At 61.2% G+C, this 23,418-nt stretch carries 23 protein-coding genes and 1 tRNA gene; 8 read left to right on the top strand and 16 right to left on the bottom strand.

The window, feature by feature from the left end:
* Positions 1–328: 328 nt before the first annotated feature.
* The 10 genes from J7392_RS18020 to J7392_RS18065 all read right to left on the bottom strand — a co-directional run bounded on the left by J7392_RS18020 (position 329) and on the right by J7392_RS18065 (position 8,923).
* Positions 329–405 (bottom strand) — tRNA-Arg (locus J7392_RS18020).
* A 74-nt stretch (positions 406–479) separates the two neighbouring features.
* Entirely contained in the window at positions 480–1,700 is a 1,221-nt protein-coding gene (locus tag J7392_RS18025; RefSeq protein WP_209218786.1) for a cysteine desulfurase, read from the bottom strand.
* A gap of 3 nt (positions 1,701–1,703) precedes the next feature.
* Positions 1,704–2,279 carry a YIP1 family protein gene (locus J7392_RS18030; RefSeq protein WP_209218787.1) on the bottom strand — a complete coding sequence of 192 codons (576 nt, stop codon included), beginning with the start codon at positions 2,277–2,279 and terminating at the stop codon, positions 1,704–1,706.
* A 1-nt stretch (position 2,280) separates the two neighbouring features.
* Positions 2,281–2,763 (bottom strand): YIP1 family protein, encoded by a 483-nt coding sequence (locus J7392_RS18035; protein ID WP_209218788.1) that lies wholly within the window; start codon positions 2,761–2,763, stop codon positions 2,281–2,283.
* Positions 2,763–4,043 carry a Fe-S cluster assembly protein SufD gene (gene sufD, locus J7392_RS18040; protein ID WP_209218789.1) on the bottom strand — a complete coding sequence of 427 codons (1,281 nt, stop codon included), beginning with the start codon at positions 4,041–4,043 and terminating at the stop codon, positions 2,763–2,765. Before sufD ends, J7392_RS18035 begins: the two co-directional genes overlap by 1 nt.
* On the bottom strand, positions 4,043–4,798 hold the full coding sequence (gene sufC, locus J7392_RS18045; RefSeq protein WP_067262950.1) for a Fe-S cluster assembly ATPase SufC: 756 nt from the start codon (positions 4,796–4,798) through the stop codon (positions 4,043–4,045). The genes sufD and sufC overlap by 1 nt, the downstream gene beginning before the upstream one ends.
* 83 nt (positions 4,799–4,881) lie before the next feature.
* The gene (locus J7392_RS18050; protein ID WP_209218790.1) at positions 4,882–5,688 is read right to left on the bottom strand and encodes a polysaccharide pyruvyl transferase family protein; all 807 of its coding nucleotides are present in this window, start codon (positions 5,686–5,688) and stop codon (positions 4,882–4,884) included.
* The gene (gene sufB, locus J7392_RS18055) at positions 5,688–7,211 is read right to left on the bottom strand and encodes a Fe-S cluster assembly protein SufB (protein ID WP_209218955.1); all 1,524 of its coding nucleotides are present in this window, start codon (positions 7,209–7,211) and stop codon (positions 5,688–5,690) included. Before sufB ends, J7392_RS18050 begins: the two co-directional genes overlap by 1 nt.
* Before the next feature lie 36 nt (positions 7,212–7,247).
* Positions 7,248–8,348: an aminotransferase class V-fold PLP-dependent enzyme gene (locus J7392_RS18060; protein ID WP_209218791.1), complete on the bottom strand. Its 1,101-nt coding sequence runs from the start codon at positions 8,346–8,348 to the stop codon at positions 7,248–7,250.
* Between the two features lie 113 nt (positions 8,349–8,461).
* Positions 8,462–8,923 carry an Rrf2 family transcriptional regulator gene (locus J7392_RS18065; RefSeq protein ID WP_209218792.1) on the bottom strand — a complete coding sequence of 154 codons (462 nt, stop codon included), beginning with the start codon at positions 8,921–8,923 and terminating at the stop codon, positions 8,462–8,464.
* A gap of 172 nt (positions 8,924–9,095) precedes the next feature.
* On the opposite strand from J7392_RS18065, the gene J7392_RS18070 reads away from it, so the two are divergent.
* From J7392_RS18070 to J7392_RS18085, 4 genes are all read left to right on the top strand, one after another.
* Positions 9,096–9,749 carry an alpha/beta hydrolase gene (locus tag J7392_RS18070; protein ID WP_209218793.1) on the top strand — a complete coding sequence of 218 codons (654 nt, stop codon included), beginning with the start codon at positions 9,096–9,098 and terminating at the stop codon, positions 9,747–9,749.
* Positions 9,749–9,985: a hypothetical protein gene (locus tag J7392_RS18075; protein ID WP_209218794.1), complete on the top strand. Its 237-nt coding sequence runs from the start codon at positions 9,749–9,751 to the stop codon at positions 9,983–9,985. Before J7392_RS18070 ends, J7392_RS18075 begins: the two co-directional genes overlap by 1 nt.
* Positions 9,982–10,566 (top strand): HD domain-containing protein, encoded by a 585-nt coding sequence (locus J7392_RS18080; RefSeq protein WP_209218795.1) that lies wholly within the window; start codon positions 9,982–9,984, stop codon positions 10,564–10,566. Before J7392_RS18075 ends, J7392_RS18080 begins: the two co-directional genes overlap by 4 nt.
* 96 nt (positions 10,567–10,662) lie before the next feature.
* Positions 10,663–11,877: an NADP-dependent isocitrate dehydrogenase gene (locus J7392_RS18085; RefSeq protein WP_209218796.1), complete on the top strand. Its 1,215-nt coding sequence runs from the start codon at positions 10,663–10,665 to the stop codon at positions 11,875–11,877.
* 314 nt (positions 11,878–12,191) lie between these two features.
* On the opposite strand, the gene J7392_RS18090 is transcribed toward J7392_RS18085, so the two are convergent.
* Positions 12,192–12,398 carry a DUF6356 family protein gene (locus tag J7392_RS18090; RefSeq protein ID WP_067262973.1) on the bottom strand — a complete coding sequence of 69 codons (207 nt, stop codon included), beginning with the start codon at positions 12,396–12,398 and terminating at the stop codon, positions 12,192–12,194.
* A 115-nt stretch (positions 12,399–12,513) separates the two neighbouring features.
* Here J7392_RS18090 and J7392_RS18095 point away from each other — a divergent pair, with 115 nt between their 5' ends.
* The 3 genes from J7392_RS18095 to typA all read left to right on the top strand — a co-directional run bounded on the left by J7392_RS18095 (position 12,514) and on the right by typA (position 15,277).
* On the top strand, positions 12,514–12,972 hold the full coding sequence (locus tag J7392_RS18095; protein WP_209218797.1) for an Lrp/AsnC family transcriptional regulator: 459 nt from the start codon (positions 12,514–12,516) through the stop codon (positions 12,970–12,972).
* A gap of 11 nt (positions 12,973–12,983) precedes the next feature.
* Positions 12,984–13,313 (top strand): SMR family transporter, encoded by a 330-nt coding sequence (locus tag J7392_RS18100; RefSeq protein ID WP_067262978.1) that lies wholly within the window; start codon positions 12,984–12,986, stop codon positions 13,311–13,313.
* 146 nt (positions 13,314–13,459) lie between these two features.
* Positions 13,460–15,277, top strand: a complete 1,818-nt coding sequence (gene typA, locus J7392_RS18105; protein ID WP_209218798.1) for a translational GTPase TypA — start codon at positions 13,460–13,462, stop codon at positions 15,275–15,277.
* A gap of 84 nt (positions 15,278–15,361) precedes the next feature.
* Here typA and J7392_RS18110 read toward each other — a convergent pair whose 3' ends face one another.
* The 4 genes from J7392_RS18110 to recA all read right to left on the bottom strand — a co-directional run bounded on the left by J7392_RS18110 (position 15,362) and on the right by recA (position 20,329).
* Positions 15,362–16,087 (bottom strand): phosphatase PAP2 family protein, encoded by a 726-nt coding sequence (locus J7392_RS18110; RefSeq protein ID WP_209218799.1) that lies wholly within the window; start codon positions 16,085–16,087, stop codon positions 15,362–15,364.
* An 85-nt stretch (positions 16,088–16,172) separates the two neighbouring features.
* Complete coding sequence (locus tag J7392_RS18115) at positions 16,173–16,460, bottom strand: DUF1330 domain-containing protein (protein ID WP_209218800.1); 288 nt, start codon at positions 16,458–16,460, stop codon at positions 16,173–16,175.
* A gap of 5 nt (positions 16,461–16,465) precedes the next feature.
* Positions 16,466–19,123: an alanine--tRNA ligase gene (gene alaS, locus J7392_RS18120; protein ID WP_209218801.1), complete on the bottom strand. Its 2,658-nt coding sequence runs from the start codon at positions 19,121–19,123 to the stop codon at positions 16,466–16,468.
* Between the two features lie 135 nt (positions 19,124–19,258).
* Positions 19,259–20,329: a recombinase RecA gene (gene recA / locus J7392_RS18125; protein WP_209218802.1), complete on the bottom strand. Its 1,071-nt coding sequence runs from the start codon at positions 20,327–20,329 to the stop codon at positions 19,259–19,261.
* Between the two features lie 203 nt (positions 20,330–20,532).
* On the opposite strand from recA, the gene J7392_RS18130 reads away from it, so the two are divergent.
* Positions 20,533–21,126, top strand: coding sequence for a gamma-glutamyl kinase (locus J7392_RS18130; RefSeq protein ID WP_209218956.1), 594 nt, complete (start codon positions 20,533–20,535; stop codon positions 21,124–21,126).
* 18 nt (positions 21,127–21,144) lie between these two features.
* Here J7392_RS18130 and J7392_RS18135 read toward each other — a convergent pair whose 3' ends face one another.
* The gene (locus J7392_RS18135) at positions 21,145–23,379 is read right to left on the bottom strand and encodes an ATP-binding protein (RefSeq protein ID WP_247744654.1); all 2,235 of its coding nucleotides are present in this window, start codon (positions 23,377–23,379) and stop codon (positions 21,145–21,147) included.
* Between the last annotated feature and the right edge of the window lie 39 nt (positions 23,380–23,418).

Here is a 23,418-nt window from a genome sequence, read left to right on the forward strand (position 1 = left end):
CAATCCCCGCAAGGCTTTTCAGCCCTTCGATATGTGGGGTCTCCGGGCTGCAAAGCCTTGCTACCGTCGCGCCAGTAGTGACATTCCTGCTTTGCAAACCCAGTGACATTTCTGAATGGTGTTTACACTTTCATTTTGTCTGTCCTTCCGCAGGGATATTACTGTTGGGCAGAAGATATCAGCTCGCCGGGCTATATAAACCGGGGCGGAGACGGATAGAGTTTTTAGATACAGAGTATAATCCGAACGCTTGGCAAGCCTACGGCAAAGCCCCCCGCAGGCGAAGGCACAGCCCCCAACGCGACAAACGACATTGATATGGGAAAAATGGCGGACCCTAGAGGATTCGAACCTCTGGCCTCTGCCTTCGGAGGGCAGCGCTCTATCCAGCTGAGCTAAGGGTCCACTGAGGGGCGGTATAGCCAGAGCGGGCCGCCCCTGCAATGGGAAATCCGGGGGCAAGGGCGGCGAAATTCACCTTAGGCGAAAAGATCATGCGCCAATTCAAGCGCGTCGACCAATGTGTCGACCTCGGCCCGGGTGTTATACATGCCAAAAGACGCGCGGCAGGTGGCCGAAACGCCGAGTTGCGTCATCAAAGGCGCCGCGCAATGATGCCCGGCCCGCACGGCCACGCCTTTCTTGTCGAGCACGGTCGAGATGTCATGCGCATGGGCAGCGCCGTCCAGTGTGAAGCTGAAGATCGCCGCTTTGTCCGGCGTCGTACCTTGCAAGTTCAGCCAGTTCAAACCGCCGAGCCGCGAGACCGCGTAGTCGCGCAGATCGTCCTCATGGGCGGCGATATTCTCCATACCCAGATCCATCATGAACTCCAGCGCCACGCCCAAGCCAATGGTGCCGACGATTCCGGGGGTCCCGGCTTCGAACATCATTGGCGGGTCGTTGTAGCTCACCGCGTACTTGCTAACTTCACGGATCATGTCACCGCCGCCGATAAAGGGGCGCATTTCGGCCATGCGCTCGGACTTGATATAGATCGCGCCCGAGCCGGAGGGGCCATAGAGTTTATGCCCCGTGACGGCATAGAAATCACAGCCAAGGTCCTGCACGTCGACCGGCATATGCACCGCCGCCTGCGAGCCATCGACCAAGACCGGAACGCCCTTCTCATGAGCGGCTTCGGTGATGGTTTTCACGTCAACTTTCGTGCCCAAGACGTTGGAAAGGTGAGATATTGCAACCAGCTTGGTCTTGGGCCCGATGGCGTCGATCACCGCCTGTGGGTCAAGCGCGCCGGTGGCGTCCACGTCCACCCATTTCAGCACCAAGCCTTGCCGTTCGCGCAGGAAATGCCATGGTACGATATTGGCGTGGTGCTCCATCACCGACAGGACGATCTCATCGCCCGCCTGCATGCGCGGCATGGCCCAGCCATAGGCCACGGTGTTGATCCCCATCGTCGCCCCGGTGTTGAGCACGATCTCATCTTCCGACCCGGCGTTGAGGAAGCGTGCCACGGTGCCGCGCACGCTTTCATATTTGTCGGTCGCAAGATTAGAAAGATAGTGCAAGCCCCTGTGAACGTTGGAATATTCACTCGCATAGGCTTGGGTAATCGCATCGATCACCACCTGCGGCTTCTGGGCCGAAGCGCCATTGTCAAGGTAGACCAGCGGCTTGCCGTTCACCTCGCGGCCAAGGATCGGAAACTGCGCCCGGACGGCTTCAACGTCGAACATGACTTAAACTCCCTGGGCGGTCAGCCCGATCAAAGACAGCAAAAGGCCAAGCCCCAGCAAGACCCCAAGCGCGGCGCCCGCGAGCACTGCAGCGGCGTGGAATAGCCCCGGCAGATGCAAAAGTTCGGCCACGAAATTCAGCAGGATCCAAAGACCCCAGAAGGTAACGACGAACGAGGCCAGCAGCGCCACCGGCGGCAGGACCAAGGTCAGCAGCAGGATGCCCAGTTGCGCGCAGAGGCGAAGCGCCTGAAGCCATACGACGGCAGCCAAAAGCGGCGTCACCGCGCCCTGCCCGCCCAGTGCCCGGCCAACCCACGTCAGCGCATGCACATAGAGCACCATCAACCCGGCCAACAGCGCGAAGAGCACCAGCGGCGATTGGAAATAGCTGGGCAGCGCCATGGCGGGCGGCGCAATCACGAAGGTGGCCGAGATGACCAGCGCATTCAGCGCGGCCACCAAGGCAAGCGACGTCCAGACAACATCATTGCCCAAGGGCAGCTCCGCAATCTGGCGCGCTGCCGCGCGGGGGCTGCGCAGGGTGGTCTGCGCAAGCTGGATCAGGGCGCCGCTCATCTCAGCCCCGCTGCGCGGCAACAAGGCCCGCGATCCAGAACCAAAAGAACACGGCCAACCAGACCACCCCGACGATCTGCGCCTGTAGGCCCGGCCCGATGAACCCAAGCGCGAGGCCCAGCAACAAAAGGATCGGTGCAGAGGCGAGGAGCGACCAAACCAAGGTCAGCCGCACCGCATAACCGCTGAGCCGTTGCCCAGCGACACGGCTGATCCCCCAGACCATCGCGGCCAAGCCATAGAGCAGCAAGGGCATCACGAAGATCCAGAAAAACGCGCTCCAATACTGGCGCACCGCGAGCGGCCCGTCCGGATCGAGATGCGCCGCGCGGGCTTGATACGGCGACAGGGCCACGAAGATCAGCAGCCCCGCCATCAGCGCGAACATCAGCACGCGCACCTCGTTGCGTCCCTGCGCAAGCAGCCCCGACATCACATTGCCGGGGCCGCGGTAGGTCGCAACGATATCGCTTGTGACAGCCATCAGGCGCTACGACGCTCCAACCACGAGCTGAGACGCCCGGTGATTTCCTCCCGCAGTTCCTCGGCCTCGATCTCCTCCACCGCTTCGGCGAGGAAGGCGAGCGTCAGCAGGTCGGTCGCCTCGGCATGGGACACACCGCGCGCGCGCAGGTAGAACAGCGCCTCCTCGTCGATCGCGCCGGAGGTGGAGCCATGCGAACAGGCCACATCGTCGGCGTAGATCTCAAGCTCGGGCTTGGCTAGGAACTGGCTGTCGCCGTCCAGCAGCAGCGACTGGCTGATCTGGTAGCCATCGGTCTTCTGCGCGCCTTCCTTGACGAGGATCTTGCCTTGGAACACGCCGGTCGCGCCGTTGCGCAGCACCTTCTTGAAGACCTGACGGCTTTCGCAATTCTCGGCATCATGGGTGATGAAAACCGTGTCGTCATGGTGGAAATCACCATCGCCGACGCAGGCGCCCGCGACATGAGCCGAGGCATCGTCGCCAGTGAGCTCGATCACGCATTCGTTGCGCGTCAGCGCGCCGTTCACGGTAACGGTGAAGCTTTTGAACAGCGACTCGGTGCCCAGACGGGTGAAGACATGGGTCGCGGCACGGCGCTCGTGGTCGCGGCCCTGTGCGCGCACATGGTGGAAGCGCGCGGTGTCGGCCACCTCGACCTCCATCACGGTGTTGAAGCGCGCGGCAGCGGGGCCGTTCTCCAAAAGCGTGACTTCGGCGCCTTTGTCGAGCTTCACCACATGGTGCAACATCGCGTCAGAAGTCTCTGATTTGTGTTGATAAACTAGATTGATCGGCTTGCTCGGTTTGCCGGTCACATGGATCAACACGCCATCGGTCGCAAAGGCGGTGTTCAGCGCCGCCAGCGGGCGTTGCACCGGGGTCTGGCCGTTCTGCTCGAGCGTGCCGTAGAGGTCGCGTGCCCAATGCAGGTCGCTGTCCGCCGCGGCCAGCCGTTCGATGCTGACGCCTTCGAGCGTGAGGTCATCTGAGGCGTCGGCATCGAACACGCCGTCGACAAAAACGATGCGCAGACGCTCGGTGCCGTCGAACAGCGGCGCATCGCCGTGATCAAAGATCGCAGCGGGCTGCGCCTCGGCTTGGGTCAGCGTGTCGGGGCGGGTGAACTTCCAATATTCATCCCGGCGCTGCGGCAGTCCCATGGCGCGCACCCGCGCCAGCGCATCTTCGCGCGCCGCATGGCTCCAGCCACCCTGCGGCATGTCGAGCGCTGCGATCATCGCCTCGGTCGGGGTTTCTTTCAGTTGTGCTTCGGCCATTATGCCACCTCGGCGAGGATGTCTGCGTAACCGTTGTTCTCGACTTCGAGTGCGAGCTCAGGCCCGCCGGTCTTGATGATGCGGCCATCGTGCATGATGTGCACGACGTCGGGTTTGATGTGGTCCAGAAGACGCTGGTAGTGCGTGATGACGAGGAAACCGCGGCCCTCGGTGCGCAGGGCGTTCACGCCTTCGGCCACCAGTTTCATCGCGTCCACGTCGAGGCCCGAGTCGGTCTCGTCGAGGATGCACATCTTGGGCTCGAGCATGGCCATCTGCAGGATTTCGTTGCGCTTTTTCTCACCGCCCGAGAAACCCATGTTCACGGGGCGCTTCAGCATCTCGGCGTCGATCTTGAGGTCTTTCGCCTTGGCGCGGATTTCCTTGAGGAAGTCGGCGGCCGAGATTTCCTCTTCGCCGCGCGCCTTGCGCTGTGCGTTCACGGCGGTGCGCAGGAAGGTCATGTTGCCGACGCCGGGGATTTCCACCGGGTACTGGAAGGCGAGGAAGAGGCCCGCCGCGGCACGCTCTTCGGGTTCCAGTTCGAGGATGTCTTCGCCTTCGAGCGTGGCGGAGCCTTCGGTAACCTCGTAGCCGTCCTTGCCCGAGAGCACGTAGCTCAGCGTAGACTTGCCCGAGCCGTTCGGCCCCATGATGGCGTGCACCTTGCCGGCCTCGACTTCCAGATCGACGCCCTTGAGGATCTGCTTGTCCTCTTCTTCCAGTTTCACCTGCAGGTTCTTGATGCTCAGCATTTCGGTCTCCTTCTGGCGCGCATTGCGCCGCAATTCATGCTATTTCAGTGTGGTCTCAGGGGCTTGCCCCTGCGTGTTAAAGTTCATGCCGCCCCCTGACGGGCGGATAGCGCGGCGGGAAAGCTGTCTTTCAGCGCGGCGCGGCAGGCAGTGATGCCGCCCTGGTAGGTCAGCGGCGCGTCGGGTTTGGGTGCCGCCGGAATATCGGCCAAGGCAATCGGCGCGCGCATGTCGCGCCCCACGGAGGCGGCGTAGTCGTGAAACTTCAGCCGCCCCTGCCCCTCGGGCGCCACCCAAGTGTTGGCCACGCCGTAAGCATCCGCCGTGATCAACCCGTGCAGTGACGAGGCAAAGACATGGGCACAGGCCGCGATGGCGGCACATACCTGCTCCACCGGATCGCGCGGATCGATCAGCACATAGGCGCTGTCGGAGGCCACGAGGTCCAGTAGGTCGGGATCGTCCGCCAACGTGTGATGCGGCACGATGCCGATCTTGTCGCCGCGTGGTCCCTCGCCGGGCAGCACCTCGTTCACCAGGAGTCCCGGATCACCGAAGGCATCGGTCTCGATCCCGAGAAGCGCCGCCGTAACCGGCCCGCGCAGCAGGGCAATCTCGATAGACTTCAAGAACGCACGCCCCCCGGCGGGCCGCAGCAACCCGCTGCCCCAGATCACCGGCTTGGCTCCCGCACGCGGCGTGTCGTAGTTCCGCCGCACGATCTGCAAGAGCGAGCCGAGACCAAAGACATCCGCCTCGCCCACCGACGCATGCTCCACCCGCCGCCCCGAGACATGGCTCAGGACCAGCGGGCTCAGCGCATCGCCGAAGTTCGGCTGCGCCTTCCACCAATGCAGGCGGAGGGGAGTATGCGCCGCGTCTAAGCTCATCAGCCGACGGAGCCTTCCAGCGAGATCGCCACCAGCGCCTGCGCTTCCATGGCAAACTCCATCGGCAGCGCCTGAAGCACGTCCTTGCAGAAACCGTTCACCACCAGCGCCACGGCCTCTTCCTCGTCCATTCCGCGGGAGCGGCAATAGAACATCTGGTCGTCATCCACCTTGGAGGTGGTCGCCTCGTGCTCAACGCGGCTGCTGTTGTTCTTCACCTCGATATACGGCACCGTATGCGCCCCGCATTCCGAGCCGATCAACAGGCTGTCGCACTGGGTATAGTTGCGCGATTCCTTGGCCTTGGGGTGCATCGAGACGAGGCCACGGTAGGTGTTCTGCGCCTTGCCGGCCGAGATGCCCTTGGACACGATCCGCGACTTGGTGCGCTTGCCGAGGTGCACCATCTTGGTGCCGGTGTCGGCCTGCTGCATGTTGTTGGCGATAGCGATGGAGTAGAACTCGCCTTGGCTGTCATCGCCACGCAGGATGCAGGAAGGGTATTTCCAGGTCACGGCGGAGCCAGTTTCGACCTGCGTCCACATCACCTTCGCGCGGTCGCCGCGGCAATCGGCGCGTTTGGTCACGAAGTTGTAGATACCGCCCTTGCCGTCCTCGTCGCCGGGGTACCAGTTCTGGACGGTGGAGTATTTCACTTCCGCGTCTTCCTCGACGATGATCTCGACCACGGCGGCGTGCAGCTGGCTCTCGTCGCGCTGCGGCGCGGTACAGCCTTCGAGGTAGCTCACGTAAGAGCCCTTGTCGGCGATGATCAGCGTGCGCTCGAACTGGCCAGTGTTCTCGGCGTTAATGCGGAAATAGGTCGACAGCTCCATCGGGCAGCGCACGCCCGGCGGCACGTAGACGAAGGACCCATCGGAGAAGACGGCGGAGTTCAGCGTGGCATAGAAATTGTCCGAGACCGGCACGACCGAGCCGAGGTACTTCTTCACCAGATCAGGGTATTCGCGGATCGCCTCGGAGATCGAGCAAAAGATCACGCCGGCCTTCTTCAACTCTTCCTGGAAGGTCGTGCCGACGGAGACGGAATCGAACACCGCGTCCACTGCCACCTTGCGGCCCTCGGCAGGCGCATCCTCGGCGCCCTCGACACCGGCAAGGATCATCTGCTCCTTCAGCGGGATGCCGAGCTTTTCGTAGGTCGCCAGCAGCTTCGGATCGACCTCGTCGAGCGACTTGGGCTTCTCGGCCATGCTCTTCGGACGGGCATAGTAATATTGTTCCTGAAAGTCGATTTCAGGATAATCCACCATCGCCCAATCCGGCTCTTCCTTGCTGAGCCAACGGTTATAAGCCTCAAGCCGCCATTCGGTCATCCACTCAGGCTCGCCGTTCTTTTCCGAGATCAGCTTCACGATCTCCGGCGTCAGCCCTTTGGGCGCGTATTCCATCTCGATGTCGGTGGACCAGCCGTACTTATACTTGCCGCCGACTTCGCGCACGGCATCCACGGTTTCCTGGTCAACGCCTTCCTTGACGCCATCATTCTCTTTCAGGGTCATATTTTCCAAGGTTTCAGTTCCTTTCCGTGGCGGCGCTCAGGCGGCCCGCGTTTCGTGCTTTTTCAATTTGGCGGTCCAGCTTTTGGCGAACCGCAGGATATCTTCCCGGGTGGTGTCGAGGCCCAGCGACACCCGGATCGCGCTGGCGGCCTGTGTTTCATCAAAGCCCATGGCGCGCAATACGGCACTGGCGCGCACCTTACCGCTGGAACAGGCCGACCCCGCCGAAATGGCAAACCCGGCAAGGTCCATCTGCATCACTTGGGTCTCGCCCTTCCAGCCGGGCGTGATGATACAAGAAGTGTTAGGCAGGCGCTGAGCGCCTTTCCCTACAAAAATAGTCAGACTTGTGGCATCCGCAAGGGTCGCTTCCAGCAAATCACGCTGTTCTGCCACCTCTTCCCAACGCCCCGCAGCCAGATCGGCCGCCGCAGCCTCAGCCGCCGCGCCGAACCCTGCAATGGCGGGGATATTCTCGGTCCCCGAACGGCGACCCATCTCTTGCCCGCCGCCGCGCAGCAGCGCATGTTCGGCCAGATCAATGCCGCGTTTGACGATCAATGCGCCGATCCCCTTGGGCCCGCCCAGCTTATGCGCCGAGACAAGGATGAAATCCGCGCCCGAGGTCGCCATCTTGAACCGGGTCTTGCCGAGCGCCTGCACCGCATCGACCAACACATAGGGCGTGCGCTCCATCGCCCAACATTGCTGGGCCAAAGGCATGGTTTGCTGCAACACACCCGTCTCGCTGTTCGCGGCCTGTAGGGCCACCACATCGGCCCCCGCCGCGGCGGTCAGGTCACCGTCCCAAACACCCTGTGCGTCGACGCCCAAACGCGCCGCCTGCCCCCAAGACAGAACTGCGTCATGTTCCACCGCAGAAGGCACAACCTGCGCCCCCATCGCAGCCGCAAGCGCCGCCGCCTCGGTCGCACCGGAGGTAAAAATCACATCGACCGGATCACAGCCCACAAGCCCCGCCACCTGCACCCGCGCGCGCTCGACCACGGCCTTGGCCGCACGGCCCTCGGCATGGACCGAGGACGGGTTGCCGGGCAGGTCCATCGCCGCGATCATCGCCGCGCGCGCCTCCGCCCGCAGCGGCGTGGTCGCGTTATGGTCGAGATAGACCCGCATCCTTCATCCTTTTCCAAATACCGCGGGGGTCCGGGGGCAGCGCCCCCGAAATCCCACATCACCACCTGCACAGACCACAGCCGCCAAAGCGCGCCCGCTGCCCAAAACCACCCTCACGACTCATCCACCACGGCAAAGAGGGTCGGCACCGCCGGACAGGGGGCTAGCTCATTCTCAACCACATCAGAAAGGCGCGTCTGGTGCAGGAAAACATAAACATGTGCGCTCAGCCCCTGCCACAGCCGGTTGGTCAGCGATTGCGCCCGGCTGCCCGACAGCCCGCCCGAGGCGCCCGCGCCCTTATGCATCGCATCCACCGTCTCATCCACCGCCGCTAGCACATCGACGACGCGAATATCCGCCGCCGGACGCGCCAAACGATACCCGCCGCCCGGGCCCCGGACAGAGGTCACCAATTCGGCCCGACGCAGCTTGACGAACAACTGCTCCAGATAGGGCAAAGAGACCGACTGCCGCTCGGCAATGTCGCCCAGAGACACCAAGGTGCCGTCGGGTTGCAGGGCAATATCGGCCAAAGCGACCATCGCGTAGCGCCCTTTGGTAGATAGCTTCATCGTCTCACCCTCACCCGCCGCGCCATTTGATTGACGTGGGCGGCTTAAATGCCTAAGTCCAAAGACTGATCCACGCGACACTGCGCGGAACCAGATTAGAACCGTTCTAAGGTGGCCTAGCGAATTCGTCAACTATTCGCGGCGATCTTTGAACCCCTAGACAGGGATACCCATGCCCGAGGTTATTTTTCCCGGACCCGAAGGCCGCCTTGAAGGCCGCTACCACCCCCAAAAAGAACGTGACGCCCCGATTGCCATCGTGCTGCATCCGCATCCACAGTTCGGCGGCACGATGAATCACAAGGTCGTCTATAACCTGCACTATGCGTTCTACAACATGGGTTTCACCGTGTTGCGCTTCAACTTCCGCGGCGTGGGCCGCAGCCAGGGTGAATACGACCAAGGCATCGGCGAACTGTCCGACGCGGCCTCGGCGCTCGATTACCTGCAATCGATGAACAACAACTCCAAGCACTGCTGGGTTGCGGGGTTCTCCTTTGGCGCATGGATCGGGATGCAACTGCTGATGCGTCGGCCTGAGATCACGGGCTTCATCTCGGTCTCTCCGCCTGCGAATATGTACGACTTTTCCTTCCTCGCGCCCTGCCCGGCCTCGGGTCTGGTGATCAACGGCACCGCCGACCGCGTGGCGCCGCCCGCCGATACCTCGAACCTCGTCAGCAAGTTGCACGAGCAAAAGGGCATCACGATCACCCATCAGGAGATCGAAGGCGCCGGGCACTTCTTTGAAGAGCCGCATATGGACACGCTGATCACCTCGACCAGCGACTATGTGAAACGTCGTCTGACGGAATCCACACGCTGATGGCGGACGCGGTCGTTACCCAACTGGCCAATAAATTGGCCGAGGAATGTCTCGCCGTACAGGCCGAGACGGGCGAAGACCGCTTGTTCATGGAAGTCGGCGAGGTGCTGGGTGCCTCGTCGCAAACGCTGGAAGAAGCCTTTCTCACCGCCGTCCGCACCCGGATGGCCAATGACAAGGCCCGCGCCTTTCTTGCGCGCAAGCTGCGCGACCATCGCGGGAAGGGCGGCGCATGACAGAGCGGCTGGACAAGCAGATTGCCTTTCTGAATGAGGCCGACAAGCTGAAAACCGTGCTGCGCGGCACCACCCTATGCGATGCCAGCCGTGCGGAAAATTCAGCGGAACATTCGTGGCATCTGACGCTCTATGCATTGGTGCTGGCCGATCAAGCCGGGCCGGAGGTCGACATCAACCGCGTCATCAAGATGCTGATTCTGCACGACCTTGTCGAGATCGACGCGGGCGACAATCCGATCTTCGGCGACTATGACGCCGCTGAAATGGAAGCGCAGGAACAAATCGCCGCCGACCGCATCTTTGGCCTGCTGCCCGCCGATCTGCGGGATGCATTGCGCAGCATCTGGGAAGAGTTCGAAGCCGCCGAAAGCCCCTCGGCCCGCTTTGCCAAATCGCTTGATCGATTCCAGCCCCCGATGCAAAACCTCGCCTCGGGCGGGGGCAGCTGGACCGATTACAATGTCTCGGAAGCGCAGATCGAAGAGAAGGTTGGCCGCAAGATCGCCATCGGCGCCCCTGCGCTTTGGTCCTACGCCCGGGCCCGTATCAGCAGCTTTTTCGCCGGGGTCGGCGCCTGACCGCGAGCTTCGGCATACCATGGTATACGATCTTTCTCTTTGGCCCCCGATAGGCTAAAGCACGGTTAAATACATCCCCAACCAAAGGAATTCGTCATGTCGAAGATTAAGGTAGAAAACCCCATCGTCGAACTCGACGGCGATGAGATGACCCGGATCATCTGGGATTTCATTAAGAAAAAGCTGATTACCCCCTATCTTGACGTTGACCTGAAGTATTACGACCTTGGCATGGAAGTGCGGGACGAGACCGACGACCAGATCACCGTCGACGCGGCCCATGCGATCCGCGAGCATGGCGTCGGCGTGAAATGCGCCACCATCACCCCCGATGAGGCGCGGGTCGAAGAGTTTGGCCTCAAGCGCATGTACCGCAGCCCCAACGGCACCATCCGCAATATCCTCGGCGGCGTGATCTTCCGCGAACCGATCATCTGCCGCAACGTGCCGCGTCTTGTGCCGGGTTGGACGCAGCCGATCGTCGTTGGCCGCCATGCTTTCGGCGACCAGTACCGCGCCACCGACTTCCGCTTCCCCGGCAAGGGCAAGCTGACCATCAAATTCGTCGGCGATGATGGCGAGACCATCGAGAAGGAGGTCTTTGACGCGCCCTCCGCCGGTGTCACCATGGCGATGTACAACCTCGACGATTCGATCCGCGATTTCGCGCGCGCGTCTTTCAACTACGGTCTGAACCGTGGCTGGCCGGTCTATCTCTCGACCAAGAACACGATCCTGAAAGCCTATGACGGTCGCTTCAAAGATCTGTTCCAAGAGATTTTCGACGCGGAATTCGCCGAGGACTTTAAGAAAAAGAACATCTGGTACGAGCACCGCCTGATCGACGACATGGTCGCCTCGGCGATGAAATGGTCGGGCGGCTATGTTTGGGCCTGCAAGAACTACGACGGCGACGTGCAGTCGGACACCGTGGCGCAGGGCTTTGGTTCACTGGGGCTGATGACCTCGCAACTGATGACGCCCGACGGCAAAATCGTGGAGGCCGAGGCTGCCCATGGCACCGTCACGCGCCATTACCGCCAGCACCAGAAGGGCGAGGAGACTTCGACCAACTCCATCGCCTCGATCTACGCTTGGACCGGCGGGTTGAAGCACCGGGGCAAGCTGGACGAGAACACCGCGCTGATCAACTTCGCCGAGACGCTGGAGAAGGTCGTGGTGGATACGGTGGAATCAGGCTTCATGACCAAGGACCTTGCCCTGCTGGTGGGGCCGGATCAGGGTTGGCTGACGACCATGGGGTTCTTGGAGAAGGTGGATGAGAACCTGAACAGGGCGCTGGCGGGCTGAGGCTGGCGAGAGCTTGGGATAACCGAGGGCCGCAGCGATGCGGCCCTTTTCTATTTTTTGGTCACGCCTGCCACCCGGGCCCGGAACCAAGCCGTAGGCGCCGGGCCATCGCCTGCCCGCCCGTCACGCCGGAGGCGTGCCGCTATAAAGGGGGCGCACCTTCGGTGCGACCGGGTAGGCGATTTGTTTAGGCTGGGCGTGAACTCGCGGAACGCACAACATTGCTGAGCCATAAAGTGGCACGCGGCCACCTAAGATCGCCCACCCGCGGGCAGGCGCTGGCCCCCATTGCGAAACTGGAGCCGCGCTGGCCCTCACTGCCCCCGGTTATGCGTCCGCGCGTAAAGCTTGGCGATAATCCCACTCGCCGTCTTCTCGAACAGGCACGGTATCAGCGCATGCACGAGCGCCGCGCCAGCCGCCGCGAACAGCAGCCCCGAAAACTTCAGCGCGAAGGCCATATGCTCCAGAAACGTCTCATCCACCTTGGCGGGATGGTCGAGGAAGATGCGTGCGATCATGGGAAACTCCTGTCTCTGCCTTTCCCCCACACTAAGCGATCCTGCTTGTGACATTGTCTCAAATCTCTCCCGACAACCGCTTGTGCATGAGAGGATTTCCCACCAAACTACCGCCATGACAACACTTGATGACATAGACCGCCGCATATTGGTCGAACTGCAACGCGACGCCAGCCAATCCCTTGAGGCGCTTGGCGCGGCGGTCCACCTGTCGCGCAATGCCTGCTGGCGGCGCATCCGGACGCTGGAAAAGGCCGGCGTGATCAAGAATCGGGTGACGCTATTGGACGCGGCGAAACTCGACCTTGGTCTCAGCGTCTTTATCCAAGTCCGCACCAACGCCCATGCCCCCGATTGGCTTGAGAAGTTCTCCCGCGCCACGAAAGCCATGCCCGAGATCCTCGGCGTCTACCGAATGACCGGTGATCTGGACTATTTGATCCGGGCGCGGGTTCGGGATATGGCGGGCTATGATCGCCTTTATCAGGACCTGATCCGCCGGGTGCCGCTGTCGGATGTTTCGGCCAGTTTCGTGATGGAGGAGATCAAAGAAACCACCGAACTCCCGCTCTGAGGAAGACCGAGATGCATTACCTGTGGCTCATCATCGCCGTGGTCGCGGAAACCCTTGGCACCACCGCGGTGCAGGCTTCGCATCAATTCACCCGGCTCTGGCCTTCGGTGGCGGTGGTGGTCTTTTACATGATCTCTTTCTACTGCATGTCGCTGGCGCTGAAGGTCATGCCAGTTGGGATCGTCTATGCCTTTTGGGCCGGTCTGGGCATCGTGCTGATCGCGATTATCGGATTCGTCCTTTTCGGTCAGCGGCTCGACCTGCCGGCGGTTCTGGGCCTTGTGCTGATCATCAGCGGCATTCTGGTCATCCACCTCTTTTCGAACAGCGCCACCCATTAGGGCTGCACCAGTGGCACAGCTTTGCGCAGTAAGGGGGGCGTCACGGCATTAGGGCTAGCAATTGTAGCCGGGGCGCGGTATGGGCGGCGCAATTATACGCGCAGCTTCAGGTTGGCGCGTCCCTCCCCTATCCAAAGGCTGACTTAATGGACCTGCGCAACATCGCAATCATCGCCCACGTCGACCACGGCAAGACGACGCTGGTGGACGAGCTTCTGAAACAATCCGGCACCTATCGTGAAAACCAGGCGACCACCGAGCGCGCCATGGACAGCAACGATCTGGAACGTGAGCGCGGCATCACCATCTTCGCCAAGCCGACCTCGGTCGTCTGGAACGACACCCGCATCAACATCGTCGACACGCCGGGCCACGCCGACTTCGGCGGCGAGGTTGAGCGCATCCTGTCGATGGTCGATGGTGTGGTGCTTTTGGTGGACGCCGCCGAAGGCCCGATGCCGCAGACCAAATTCGTGACCTCCAAGGCGCTGAAACTGGGCCTGCGCCCGATCGTCGTGCTGAACAAGGTCGACAAGCCGGATGCCGAGCCTGACCGTGCGCTGGATGAGTGTTTCGACCTTTTCGCCAGCCTCGACGCCACCGACGAACAGCTCGAATTCCCGCATATGTATGCCTCTGGCCGCTCCGGCTGGGCGGATGCCGAACTTGACGGGCCGCGCAAAGACCTCTCCGCGCTGTTCGACCTGATCCTTGATCACGTCCCCGCGCCGAAGCAGATCGAAAACGCCGACAAGCCCTTCACCATGCTGGCCACGACGCTTGGCGGCGACCCGTTCCTGGGCCGCCTGCTGACCGGTCGCGTCGAAACCGGCACCCTGAAAGCGGGCCAGACCGTCAAAGCGATGTCGCGCGACGGCACCCAGATCGAGACCTTCCGCGCCACCAAGATCCTCGCCTTCCGCGGGCTGGAGCAGACCGCCATCGACGTCGCCGAAGCAGGTGACATCGTCTCTATCGCGGGCATGGCCAAGGCCACCGTAGCCGATACGCTGGCCGATCCTTCGGTGAACGAAGCGATCCCGGCGCAGCCGATCGACCCGCCCACCATCACTGTGACCTTTGGCATCAACGACAGCCCGCTCGCGGGCCGCGACGGCAAAAAGGTGCAATCCCGCGTGATCCGCGAGCGTCTGCTGAAAGAAGCGGAAAGCAACGTGGCGATCAAAATCTCCGACACGCCGGGCGGTGAGGCTTTCGAAGTCGCAGGCCGCGGCGAATTGCAGATGGGCGTGTTGATCGAGAACATGCGCCGCGAGGGGTTCGAGCTGTCGATCTCCCGCCCGCAGGTGCTGTTCCAAGAGATCGACGGCGTGCGCCATGAGCCGATCGAAGAAGCCACCATCGACGTGGATGACGAATACTCCGGCGCGGTGATCGAGAAAATCACCGGCACCCGCAAGGGCGAGCTGGTCGAGATGAAACCCGCCGGCGCCGGCAAGACCCGGATAATCGCCCATGTCCCCTCGCGCGGGCTCATCGGCTATCACGGTGAATTCCTGACCGACACCCGCGGCACCGGCGTGTTGAACCGCGTCTTCCACGGCTGGGCACCGCACAAGGGTCCGATCCCGGGCCGTCGCGCGGGCGTGCTGATCTCGATGGAGAACGGCACCTCGGTCGCCTACGCGCTGTGGAACCTCGAAGAGCGCGGCAAGATGATGATCGGCGCGCAGGCCGACGTCTACACCGGCATGATCATCGGCGAGCACAGCCGCGACAACGATCTGGAAGTGAACCCGCTGAAGGGCAAGAAGCTGACCAACGTGCGAGCCTCGGGCACCGATGACGCGGTGCGCCTGACCCCGCCGATGACGCTGAGCCTTGAAGAGGCGATTGCCTATATCGACGACGACGAGCTGGTCGAAGTGACCCCGAACGCCGTGCGCCTGCGCAAGCGCTACCTCGACCCGCATGAGCGCAAGCGGATGGCAAAAGCCAGCTAAGCTACGGTAAATAAAATAAAAACGGCAGCGCATTTTACGATGCGCTGCCGTTTTCATATCCGGGGCTCAAGAGTTCCAGCCGCCCTAAGTATCGCTTTCCTCGCGATCGATATGCCCACGCCTCGCCAAACTCAGCGCCGCAATCAGGCAAAGGATGGCCCAGGCCCCGCCGCCAAGCCAGCCCGCCGCCACATCCGTCGGCCAATGCACCCCCATATAAACCCGGCTGATCCCGACGAGCAGTGTAAGCAGGACGGCAACCGCCAGCGTATAGACCTTGAGCGCCCAGCGTTTCTGCGCCCGCGCCACCATCGCGCCAAGGGTAAGATAAGCCACCGCCGCCATCATCGAATGACCCGAGGGGAAACTCGCCGTATGCACGAGCGAGCCATGCGGCACGAGGTCAGGGCGCGGACGGTCGAAAAACTCCTTGGCGATGCTGCTCAGCACGATCCCCCCGCCAACGGTGGCGAGGATGTAAAGCGCGGTCGACCACCGCCGCTGTAGCAGGAAAAAGAGCGAGACGACAACGGTCGTCAGCACCAGCACCGCGACCCCGCCGAGGGCTGTCAAATCGCGGCCGATTTCCTCGACCCACCACGGGCCGATGGGATCGGAAAGGTCGCCGGGCGAGCGCAAGAACAACAGGATGTCACGGTCAAGGCTGCTGGTGCTGCCTTCGACGACCTCTTCGGTCAGTTCGGCCAATGTCCAAACGGCTGTGATCGAAAGCCCCATCAGGGCCAGTGTCGTCACCTCCACATGGCGGCGGCACCATTGGGCGAAAGCGGATAGTCGGTCCAAGGTCATGAGAGATCAACCACCCTCCCCTTGGAAGGTTCCACCCTGGCAATGCAAGACGCCCCGCCTATCGTTCAGGCAGAGCGTTTTAGGGTCATTCGTCGGTTTCGACGATCATCAATTCGCGCTCTGACGCCCCGCGCGCATGGCTCAACGCCGCTTGATAAGCATCGGAATGATAACATTTTTCAGCCGTTTCGACATCGGGGAAACGCGCTACCACGTTGCGCAGCCGCTCTTTACCCTCAAGCTGAACGAACCGCCCGCCGCGGGCGATGAACTTACCGCCATGTGCCGCAATGGCCTCGGTGGCGCCGGCGGCGTATTTCTTATACGCCTCCTCATCGGTGACGGTGACATGTGCAATCCAAAGTGCGCCCATGGGCCTTATCCTTTCAAGATATTCTCAGCCGCGGCAATCGCCGTCTCGGCATTCTCCGCCGAAGCGCCGCCGCCCTGCGCCATGTCGGGACGGCCACCGCCGCCCTTACCGCCCAGTTCGGCCACCGCCGCTTTCACCATGTCGACCGCCGAGAGACGATCTGTCAAATCCTTCGTCACGCCGCCCGCGACCGCGGCCTTGCCGCCGGTGTCGGCGATCAACAATACCGCGCCCGAGCCGAGCTTGGCCTTATGCTCATCCACCAGACCCGGCAGGTCTTTGCCCGTGATACCGCTCAGCACTTGGCCTACGAATTTCACGCCGTTCACCTCGCGCGCTTCGGGCGCAGCCGCGCCGCCGCCCGACATCGCCAATTCACGACGCAGCTGCGCCACTTCGTTAGTCAAGCTGCGACGTTCGTCCAACAATGCACGCACCCGTTCCGGCACGTCACTGGCCGAGGTTTTCAACTCCGCCGCGACCCGACTCAGCGCCGCTTCCTGCTCGCGCAGCCACGTCAAAGCCTCGGTCCCGGTCAGCGCTTCGATCCGGCGGACGCCCGCGCTGCTCGCGCTATCTCCCAAAAGCACGAAGGCGCCAATATCGCCTGTCTGCCGCACATGGGTGCCGCCGCAAAGCTCCAGCGAATAGGTCGACTTGTCGCTGCCCTTGCCGGACCCTTCCAACTGCCCCATCGAGACGACACGCACCTCGTCGCCATATTTCTCACCGAAAAGCGCCTGCGCCCCCATGGCGCGCGCATCGTCCGGCGTCATGATCCGCGTCTCAACCGGCGTGTTCTGGCGAATGTAATCATTCACCTCACGCTCGACCTGGCTCAACTCTTCCTGCGTCAGCCCCTTGGCATGGGAGAAGTCAAACCGCAGACGATCATGCGCATTCAGCGAACCGCGCTGCGAGACATGATCCCCAAGCGCGTTGCGCAGGGCCTCGTGCAACAGGTGCGTGGCCGAGTGATTGGCCCGGATGGCACTGCGCCGCAAACGATCCACCTCAAGAACAGCGGTCTGCCCCGGCTTCACCTCGCCTTCGACCACATGGCCGAAATGCACGAAAACGCCCGCCGATTTCCGCGTATCGGTCACGTTCACAATACCGGTCTGCGTCCGGATCACGCCGGTGTCGCCAACCTGCCCGCCGCTTTCGGCATAAAACGGCGTTTGGTTCAGCGCGACCTGCACATCGCTGCCTATTGCGGCGGCATCGACCTGATCACCGCCCTGCACCAAGGCGACGATCTGCCCCTCAGCACTTTCGGTGTCATAGCCCAGAAACTCTGTCACGCCGCTTTTGTCGGCCACATCGAACCAAACGGTAGCATCCGCAGCCTCGCCCGATCCAGCCCAGGCCGCACGGGCCTTGGCCTTCTGCGCTGCCATGGCGGTGTCGAACCCCTCGGTATCGACCGCACGGCCCTTCTCGCGCAGCGCATCCTGCGTCAGATCAAGCGGGAAGCCATATGTATCATAAAGTTTAAATGCCGCCTCCCCCGGCAGGGTCGCCCCCTCGGGCAAACCGCTCAACTCATCATCCAGCAGCTTCAAACCGCGATCCAACGTTTGGCGGAAACGGGTTTCCTCCAACAGCAAAGTCTCACGGATAAGCGATTGCGCCTGCCCCAACTCAGGGTAAGCCGCGCCCATCTGCTGCACCAAGGATGGTACCAGCTGATGCATTAAGGGATCCTTAACGCCGAGCAGATGCGCATGGCGCATGGCGCGCCGCATGATCCGGCGTAGCACGTATCCGCGGCCTTCGTTGGAAGGCAGCACCCCATCGGCAATCAGGAAGGAGGTCGACCGCAGGTGATCCGCGATCACCCGGTGATGGGTCTTGCCCGGCCCGTCGGGATCGGTCGAAGACGCATGGGCGCTGGCCTCGATCAGGTTGCGCATGAGGTCGGTGGCATAGTTGTCATTCGTGCCCTGCAACAGCGCCGCCACCCGTTCGATCCCCATCCCGGTATCGATCGACTGGTTGGGCAGCGGCTGGCGCGTGCCGTCTTCGAACTGTTCGTATTGCATGAAAACGAGGTTCCAGATCTCGACGAAACGGTCACCGTCTTCCTCGGGCGATCCCGGAGGGCCGCCCCAAATGTGATCGCCGTGATCGTAGAAAATCTCAGTGCAAGGCCCGCAAGGGCCGGTGGGGCCAGCGGACCAGAAGTTATCATCCGTCGCGATGCGAATAATGCGCTCATCCGGCAGGCCGGTATGGGCCTTCCAAATCTTAACCGCCTCTTCATCGGTATGGTACACTGTGACCAAAAGGCGGTTCGGGTCGATGCCGAACTCCTTGGTCAGCAGGTCCCAAGCAAAGGGGATCGCTTCAGCCTTGAAGTAGTCGCCGAAGCTGAAGTTGCCGAGCATTTCGAAAAACGTGTGATGCCGCGCGGTATAGCCGACATTATCGAGGTCATTGTGCTTGCCGCCAGCCCGCACGCATTTCTGCGCCGAGGTGGCACGGCTGTAGTCGCGCGTCTCGACCCCGGTGAAAAGGTTCTTGAACTGAACCATACCGGCCGCGGTGAACATCAATGTCGGGTCGTTGCGCGGCACCAGCGGGCTGGAGGGCACGATCTGATGCCCCTGCGCATCGAAATAGTTCAGAAAAGTTGAGCGAATTTCATTCAGCGTCTTCATGGCGAGGCCTTCCGGGGCAGATTTGATCGGTCCCAAATACCCCTCAGCCCCGGCGCTGTCCACCGTTCCTGCCCATGAAAAAGGGGCGCAGCCTTTGGCCGTGCCCCTTCGTAAATTCAAACTATCAAATCAGGTTCAAGCTTCAAGAATATCCGCGTCGTCACCGCCGGGGCCCTCAAAGTCCAACCCGTGGGCCGCGCGGATCTTATCTTCGATCTCAGACGCCATGGCAGTGTTCTGTTTCAGGAAGTTCTTAGCGTTCTCACGCCCCTGTCCAATCCGCTCATCCCCGTAGCTGAACCATGAGCCGGATTTATCGACCACACCAGCTTTCACCCCAAGGTCCAGCAACTCGCCCATTTTGGAGATGCCTTCGCCATACATGATGTCGAATTCGACCTGTTTGAAGGGCGGCGCCACTTTGTTCTTGACGATCTTGACCTTCGTCGCGTTGCCAACGACCTCGTCCCGGTCCTTCAGGGCGCCGATCCGGCGGATGTCGAGACGGACGGAGGAGTAGAATTTCAGCGCGTTACCGCCGGTGGTGGTCTCCGGAGAGCCGAACATCACGCCGATCTTCATCCGGATTTGGTTGATGAAGATAACCATACAATTTGAACGGCTGATTGACCCGGTGAGCTTGCGCATCGCTTGGCTCATCAAACGGGCCTGAACACCGACATTGCTGTCGCCCATCTCACCTTCCAACTCGGATTTCGGCGTCAAGGCCGCGACGGAGTCGACGATCACCATATTGACCGCGCCAGAACGTACCAGCGTATCGGTGATCTCAAGCGCCTGTTCACCCGTGTCGGGCTGGGAGATCAACAGCTCGTCAATGTCCACGCCAAGCTTTTTCGCATATTGCGGATCAAGCGCATGTTCGGCGTCGACAAAGGCGCAAACGCCCCCTGCCTTCTGCTGCTCTGCCACGCAATGCAGGGTCAGCGTTGTCTTACCCGAGGATTCCGGACCATAAATCTCAATGATACGCCCCATCGGCAAGCCACCGATACCAAGCGCAATATCAAGGCCAAGCGAGCCTGTGGAGCTGGCTTTGATATCCTGGATCGCCCCTTCGGCCCCCAGTTTCATGATCGACCCTTTGCCGAACTGACGTTCGATCTGGGCCAGCGCGCTGTCGAGCGCCTTTTGCTTTTCTGCGGTTTTCTTGCTGTCCATCGTCAAAAGATCTGCCGTTGCCATTAGGTTCATTCCTTAGTGTCACAGTGGCGCCCCGGCGGCAATCGCCTGCGCGCTGCGTCGCTTATGTTCCTCTAATGTTCCATATGAGGGTAAATGCGGAACATTTCAATGACTTTGTTTATCCTTTATGTTTTGGCGAGAATGGTAAAGAAATGGTTTACCCAAACCAGAAAGGGCCGCCTGCAGCCCAAGGTAAGACGCAATTGATTGTTTTTTTTAAAGAACGTCTGGCTTTTTTGTCGGTCCCAAAGACCGGAACCACCGCCTATGAGAAAGCACTGGCGCCGCGGGCGGATATGGTGATTTCCGATCCGCCCATGCTGAAACATGCGCCTGTTTATCGCTATAATCGTTTTATTCGTCCAATGTTTCTAAAGGTTTGCGATGCCGAGCTTGAGGTGATGGCGGTAATGCGCGAACCGATCTCTTGGCTGGGCAGTTGGTATCGCTATCGGCAGCGCCCCTTCATGAAGGATAAGCCGAACAACACTTTCGGGATCACTTTCGACGAATTCGTTCTCGCCTATATGAAGGGCGACAAGCCGGGGTTCGCTGATGTGGGGAGCCAGTTGAAGTTCATGGAGACACAACCGAACGGCACCGGGATCACCCATCATTTCCGCTATGAAGATCAGACGCGGCTCCGTCGCTTTTTGGAAGAGCGGCTCGACGTGACGCTGACCCTTGGGCAGGAGAATGTCTCTCCCAAGATGGAGCTAGCGCTTTCCCCGAATGTGGAAAAACGCTTTCGTCGTAAGTTCGCGGCGGAGTTTGAGCTTTACGAGTCGATTACATAACCCTGCCCCAGGTGATGCTTAATGTAGCTGATTGTGGACCGTTGTGGTCAGGTCGGTGAGAGAGAAGGGTTTGGGCAGGAAGACAGAATTCGGAATTTTCGACTGTTCCTGACCGAAGTTATCCTCCGCATAGCCCGAGACGAAAACAACCCGCACATCCGGGCGTTGTTTGAGCGCTTGGCGCACCCAGCTTGGCCCATCCATGCCGGGCATAACGACGTCTGTTACGAATACATCGATATCCAACTCCTTATCTTCGAGCATCTTTAACGCGGCTTCGGCGGATTCGGCTTCGAGCACTGTGTAGCCGCGCAGCCGCAAGGCGCGGCTTGCGAAGGCGCGCACGGGTGCTTCATCCTCCACCAGTAAGATCACCCCGTCGGACCGCTGAAGCGGGCTTTGATCCGGCGATGCCGGGGGCTTTTTCGCGACCGGGGTGGACTGGCCCTCCAGCACGGGGAAGTAGAGGGAGAAACATGTGCCCCTGCCCAACTCACTGTCGATAAAGATGAATCCGCCTGTTTGTTTGACGATGCCGTAGGCCGTGGAGAGACCCAGACCGGTGCCCTCGCCGGTTCGTTTGGTGGTGAAAAATGGCTCGAAGACTTTTTGCAGCTTATCTTTCGGAATGCCCGTGCCATCGTCATGCACCTGCACCGTGACGTAGCGGCCTGCTGGCACGCTGACCCGATCTCTTTCAAGCGGCTGGTCAAGGGTCGTCACCTCCGTCACGATACGGATCTCGCCTCCGGCGGGCATGGCATCGCGGGCGTTGACGACGAGGTTCATCAATACCTGCTCCAACTGACGTTTATCAGCGCGGATCGGCGCAAGTACCGGGTCATGGCTGAGGGTCAGCGTTACTTTTTCGCCGACAAGTCGGTTCAGCAAATGCGTGAGATCGGCGAGGGTATCGCGCATGTCGAGTGTCTCGGGCCGGAGGGTTTGTTTGCGCGAGAAAGCGAGGAGTTGCCCAACAAGCGCGGCCGCCCGGTTGGCGTTTTGATTAATCTGGACCAGATCGCTGAAATCCGGGTCTCCCTGATCATGCCGCAGCAAGAGAAGGTCACAGTGGCCGGAAATCGCCGTCAAAAGGTTGTTGAAATCATGCGCGACGCCCCCGGCCAGCTGCCCAATGGCCTGCATCTTCTGGCTCTGCACGAATTGTGCCTCAAGCGATTTAAGCTCGGTCGCATCCTGCAGCACCGCGATGAGGGCCGCTTCGCCGCCTTCGGATATGCGGTTGAGCGAGACCTGAACGAAGACCTCCTGATCCGTTCGGGTAAGCCTGAGAAATTCGGACTTCTGAACCAGCCGCCCCGCCAGACTGTCCTGCAGCCAGTCCGAGATCGAGCGGCCAAGCCCCTCCATCAGATGCGAAAGATGACTGTCGCGCCGCAGCGATACGCCGAGCAATTTCCCCGCCATACGGTTGAAGGCCAATACGGTTCCGTCGGGGCGCAGCTTAATCATCGGGACGGGGAGGTCTTGAAAGGTTTCCCAGCCCAATTCAGTGGGAGAGGCCGCCCCTTCGGGCGGCGGCAGAAGATAGAGCGCGCGGCGGTTCGCGCCGGCCTCAACCTCGGCCACCAAAACCTGCCGGTTTCCCTCTGCGGTGGCGATTTCGGTCACGGTTCCGGGGGTGAGTGGTAGGGAATTAAACAATCGGTCCAGTGACTTCACCCGTTCCCCGACCAGTATGCGCGCCGCTTCATTCATGAAAAGGATCGCCCCACTGCGGCCCAGCATCACCATTGGCAAGGCCATGTTCTCTTGCGTACTGCGGGGGCCCTCGCGGGTGGCCACGCTTTCAATCCGCCAAAGCAGTCGGTCGGCCGATAACTGGTGCACCGATAGGCGCATGGGGCCGGACCGGGTGATCACCTCTTCCCGCGCGTTGCCACTGACGGTGGCGCGTGATTGCAGGCGGTAGAGAAGGCCCACGGGATTGGCGAAATGCGCTCGTAAGGCCTGCGCGAGGGTCTCTTCGTCGGCGTCGCCGAACTGCTTCAGAGCCGCCTCGTTACGGTAGAGAACTTGCCGATCGGAGGTGGCGATGAAACTGGGTGCGGCGTCTTTTGCAATGAAGTCCGCGACCCCATCCGCGCTGGCCAGATTCCGCCCCCTATCCCATAGAAGAAAGCCGATGTAACCACTTGAAATAAAATACAATGTGGCCGCCGAGGCGGAAAGGGCAAGCTGCAACGTCGCATCAGTGCTGCGCAGCGCAAGCGCGCCAGCGGCAATGGCCATCACCACAAGCAGCCAAAGCCGCCTGAGCCCCGCCTGCCC

Source organism: Sulfitobacter sp. R18_1 (assembly GCF_017743915.1).
Classification (GTDB): Bacteria; Pseudomonadota; Alphaproteobacteria; order Rhodobacterales; family Rhodobacteraceae; genus Sulfitobacter; species Sulfitobacter faviae.

Excerpts from the sequence above, each read along its gene's own strand:
- J7392_RS18090 (WP_067262973.1), bottom strand. The coding sequence starts at position 12,398 with ATGATCGCACGCATCTTCCTCGACCATCCCGCCAAGGTGGATGAGACG.
- typA (WP_209218798.1), top strand. The coding sequence starts at position 13,460 with ATGGACCTGCGCAACATCGCAATCATCGCCCACGTCGACCACGGCAAG.
- recA (WP_209218802.1), bottom strand. The coding sequence starts at position 20,329 with ATGGCAACGGCAGATCTTTTGACGATGGACAGCAAGAAAACCGCAGAA.
- J7392_RS18080 (WP_209218795.1), top strand. The coding sequence starts at position 9,982 with ATGACAGAGCGGCTGGACAAGCAGATTGCCTTTCTGAATGAGGCCGAC.
- J7392_RS18110 (WP_209218799.1), bottom strand. The coding sequence starts at position 16,087 with ATGACCTTGGACCGACTATCCGCTTTCGCCCAATGGTGCCGCCGCCAT.
- J7392_RS18115 (WP_209218800.1), bottom strand. The coding sequence starts at position 16,460 with ATGGGCGCACTTTGGATTGCACATGTCACCGTCACCGATGAGGAGGCG.
- alaS (WP_209218801.1), bottom strand. The coding sequence starts at position 19,123 with ATGAAGACGCTGAATGAAATTCGCTCAACTTTTCTGAACTATTTCGAT.
- sufB (WP_209218955.1), bottom strand. The coding sequence starts at position 7,211 with ATGACCCTGAAAGAGAATGATGGCGTCAAGGAAGGCGTTGACCAGGAA.
- sufD (WP_209218789.1), bottom strand. The coding sequence starts at position 4,043 with ATGGCCGAAGCACAACTGAAAGAAACCCCGACCGAGGCGATGATCGCA.
- J7392_RS18060 (WP_209218791.1), bottom strand. The coding sequence starts at position 8,348 with ATGCGGGTCTATCTCGACCATAACGCGACCACGCCGCTGCGGGCGGAG.
- J7392_RS18085 (WP_209218796.1), top strand. The coding sequence starts at position 10,663 with ATGTCGAAGATTAAGGTAGAAAACCCCATCGTCGAACTCGACGGCGAT.
- J7392_RS18050 (WP_209218790.1), bottom strand. The coding sequence starts at position 5,688 with ATGAGCTTAGACGCGGCGCATACTCCCCTCCGCCTGCATTGGTGGAAG.
- J7392_RS18030 (WP_209218787.1), bottom strand. The coding sequence starts at position 2,279 with ATGAGCGGCGCCCTGATCCAGCTTGCGCAGACCACCCTGCGCAGCCCC.
- J7392_RS18095 (WP_209218797.1), top strand. The coding sequence starts at position 12,514 with ATGACAACACTTGATGACATAGACCGCCGCATATTGGTCGAACTGCAA.
- J7392_RS18075 (WP_209218794.1), top strand. The coding sequence starts at position 9,749 with ATGGCGGACGCGGTCGTTACCCAACTGGCCAATAAATTGGCCGAGGAA.
- J7392_RS18100 (WP_067262978.1), top strand. The coding sequence starts at position 12,984 with ATGCATTACCTGTGGCTCATCATCGCCGTGGTCGCGGAAACCCTTGGC.
- J7392_RS18035 (WP_209218788.1), bottom strand. The coding sequence starts at position 2,763 with ATGGCTGTCACAAGCGATATCGTTGCGACCTACCGCGGCCCCGGCAAT.
- sufC (WP_067262950.1), bottom strand. The coding sequence starts at position 4,798 with ATGCTGAGCATCAAGAACCTGCAGGTGAAACTGGAAGAAGAGGACAAG.
- J7392_RS18070 (WP_209218793.1), top strand. The coding sequence starts at position 9,096 with ATGCCCGAGGTTATTTTTCCCGGACCCGAAGGCCGCCTTGAAGGCCGC.
- J7392_RS18025 (WP_209218786.1), bottom strand. The coding sequence starts at position 1,700 with ATGTTCGACGTTGAAGCCGTCCGGGCGCAGTTTCCGATCCTTGGCCGC.
- J7392_RS18065 (WP_209218792.1), bottom strand. The coding sequence starts at position 8,923 with ATGAAGCTATCTACCAAAGGGCGCTACGCGATGGTCGCTTTGGCCGAT.
- J7392_RS18135 (WP_247744654.1), bottom strand. The coding sequence starts at position 23,379 with ATGGCCATTGCCGCTGGCGCGCTTGCGCTGCGCAGCACTGATGCGACG.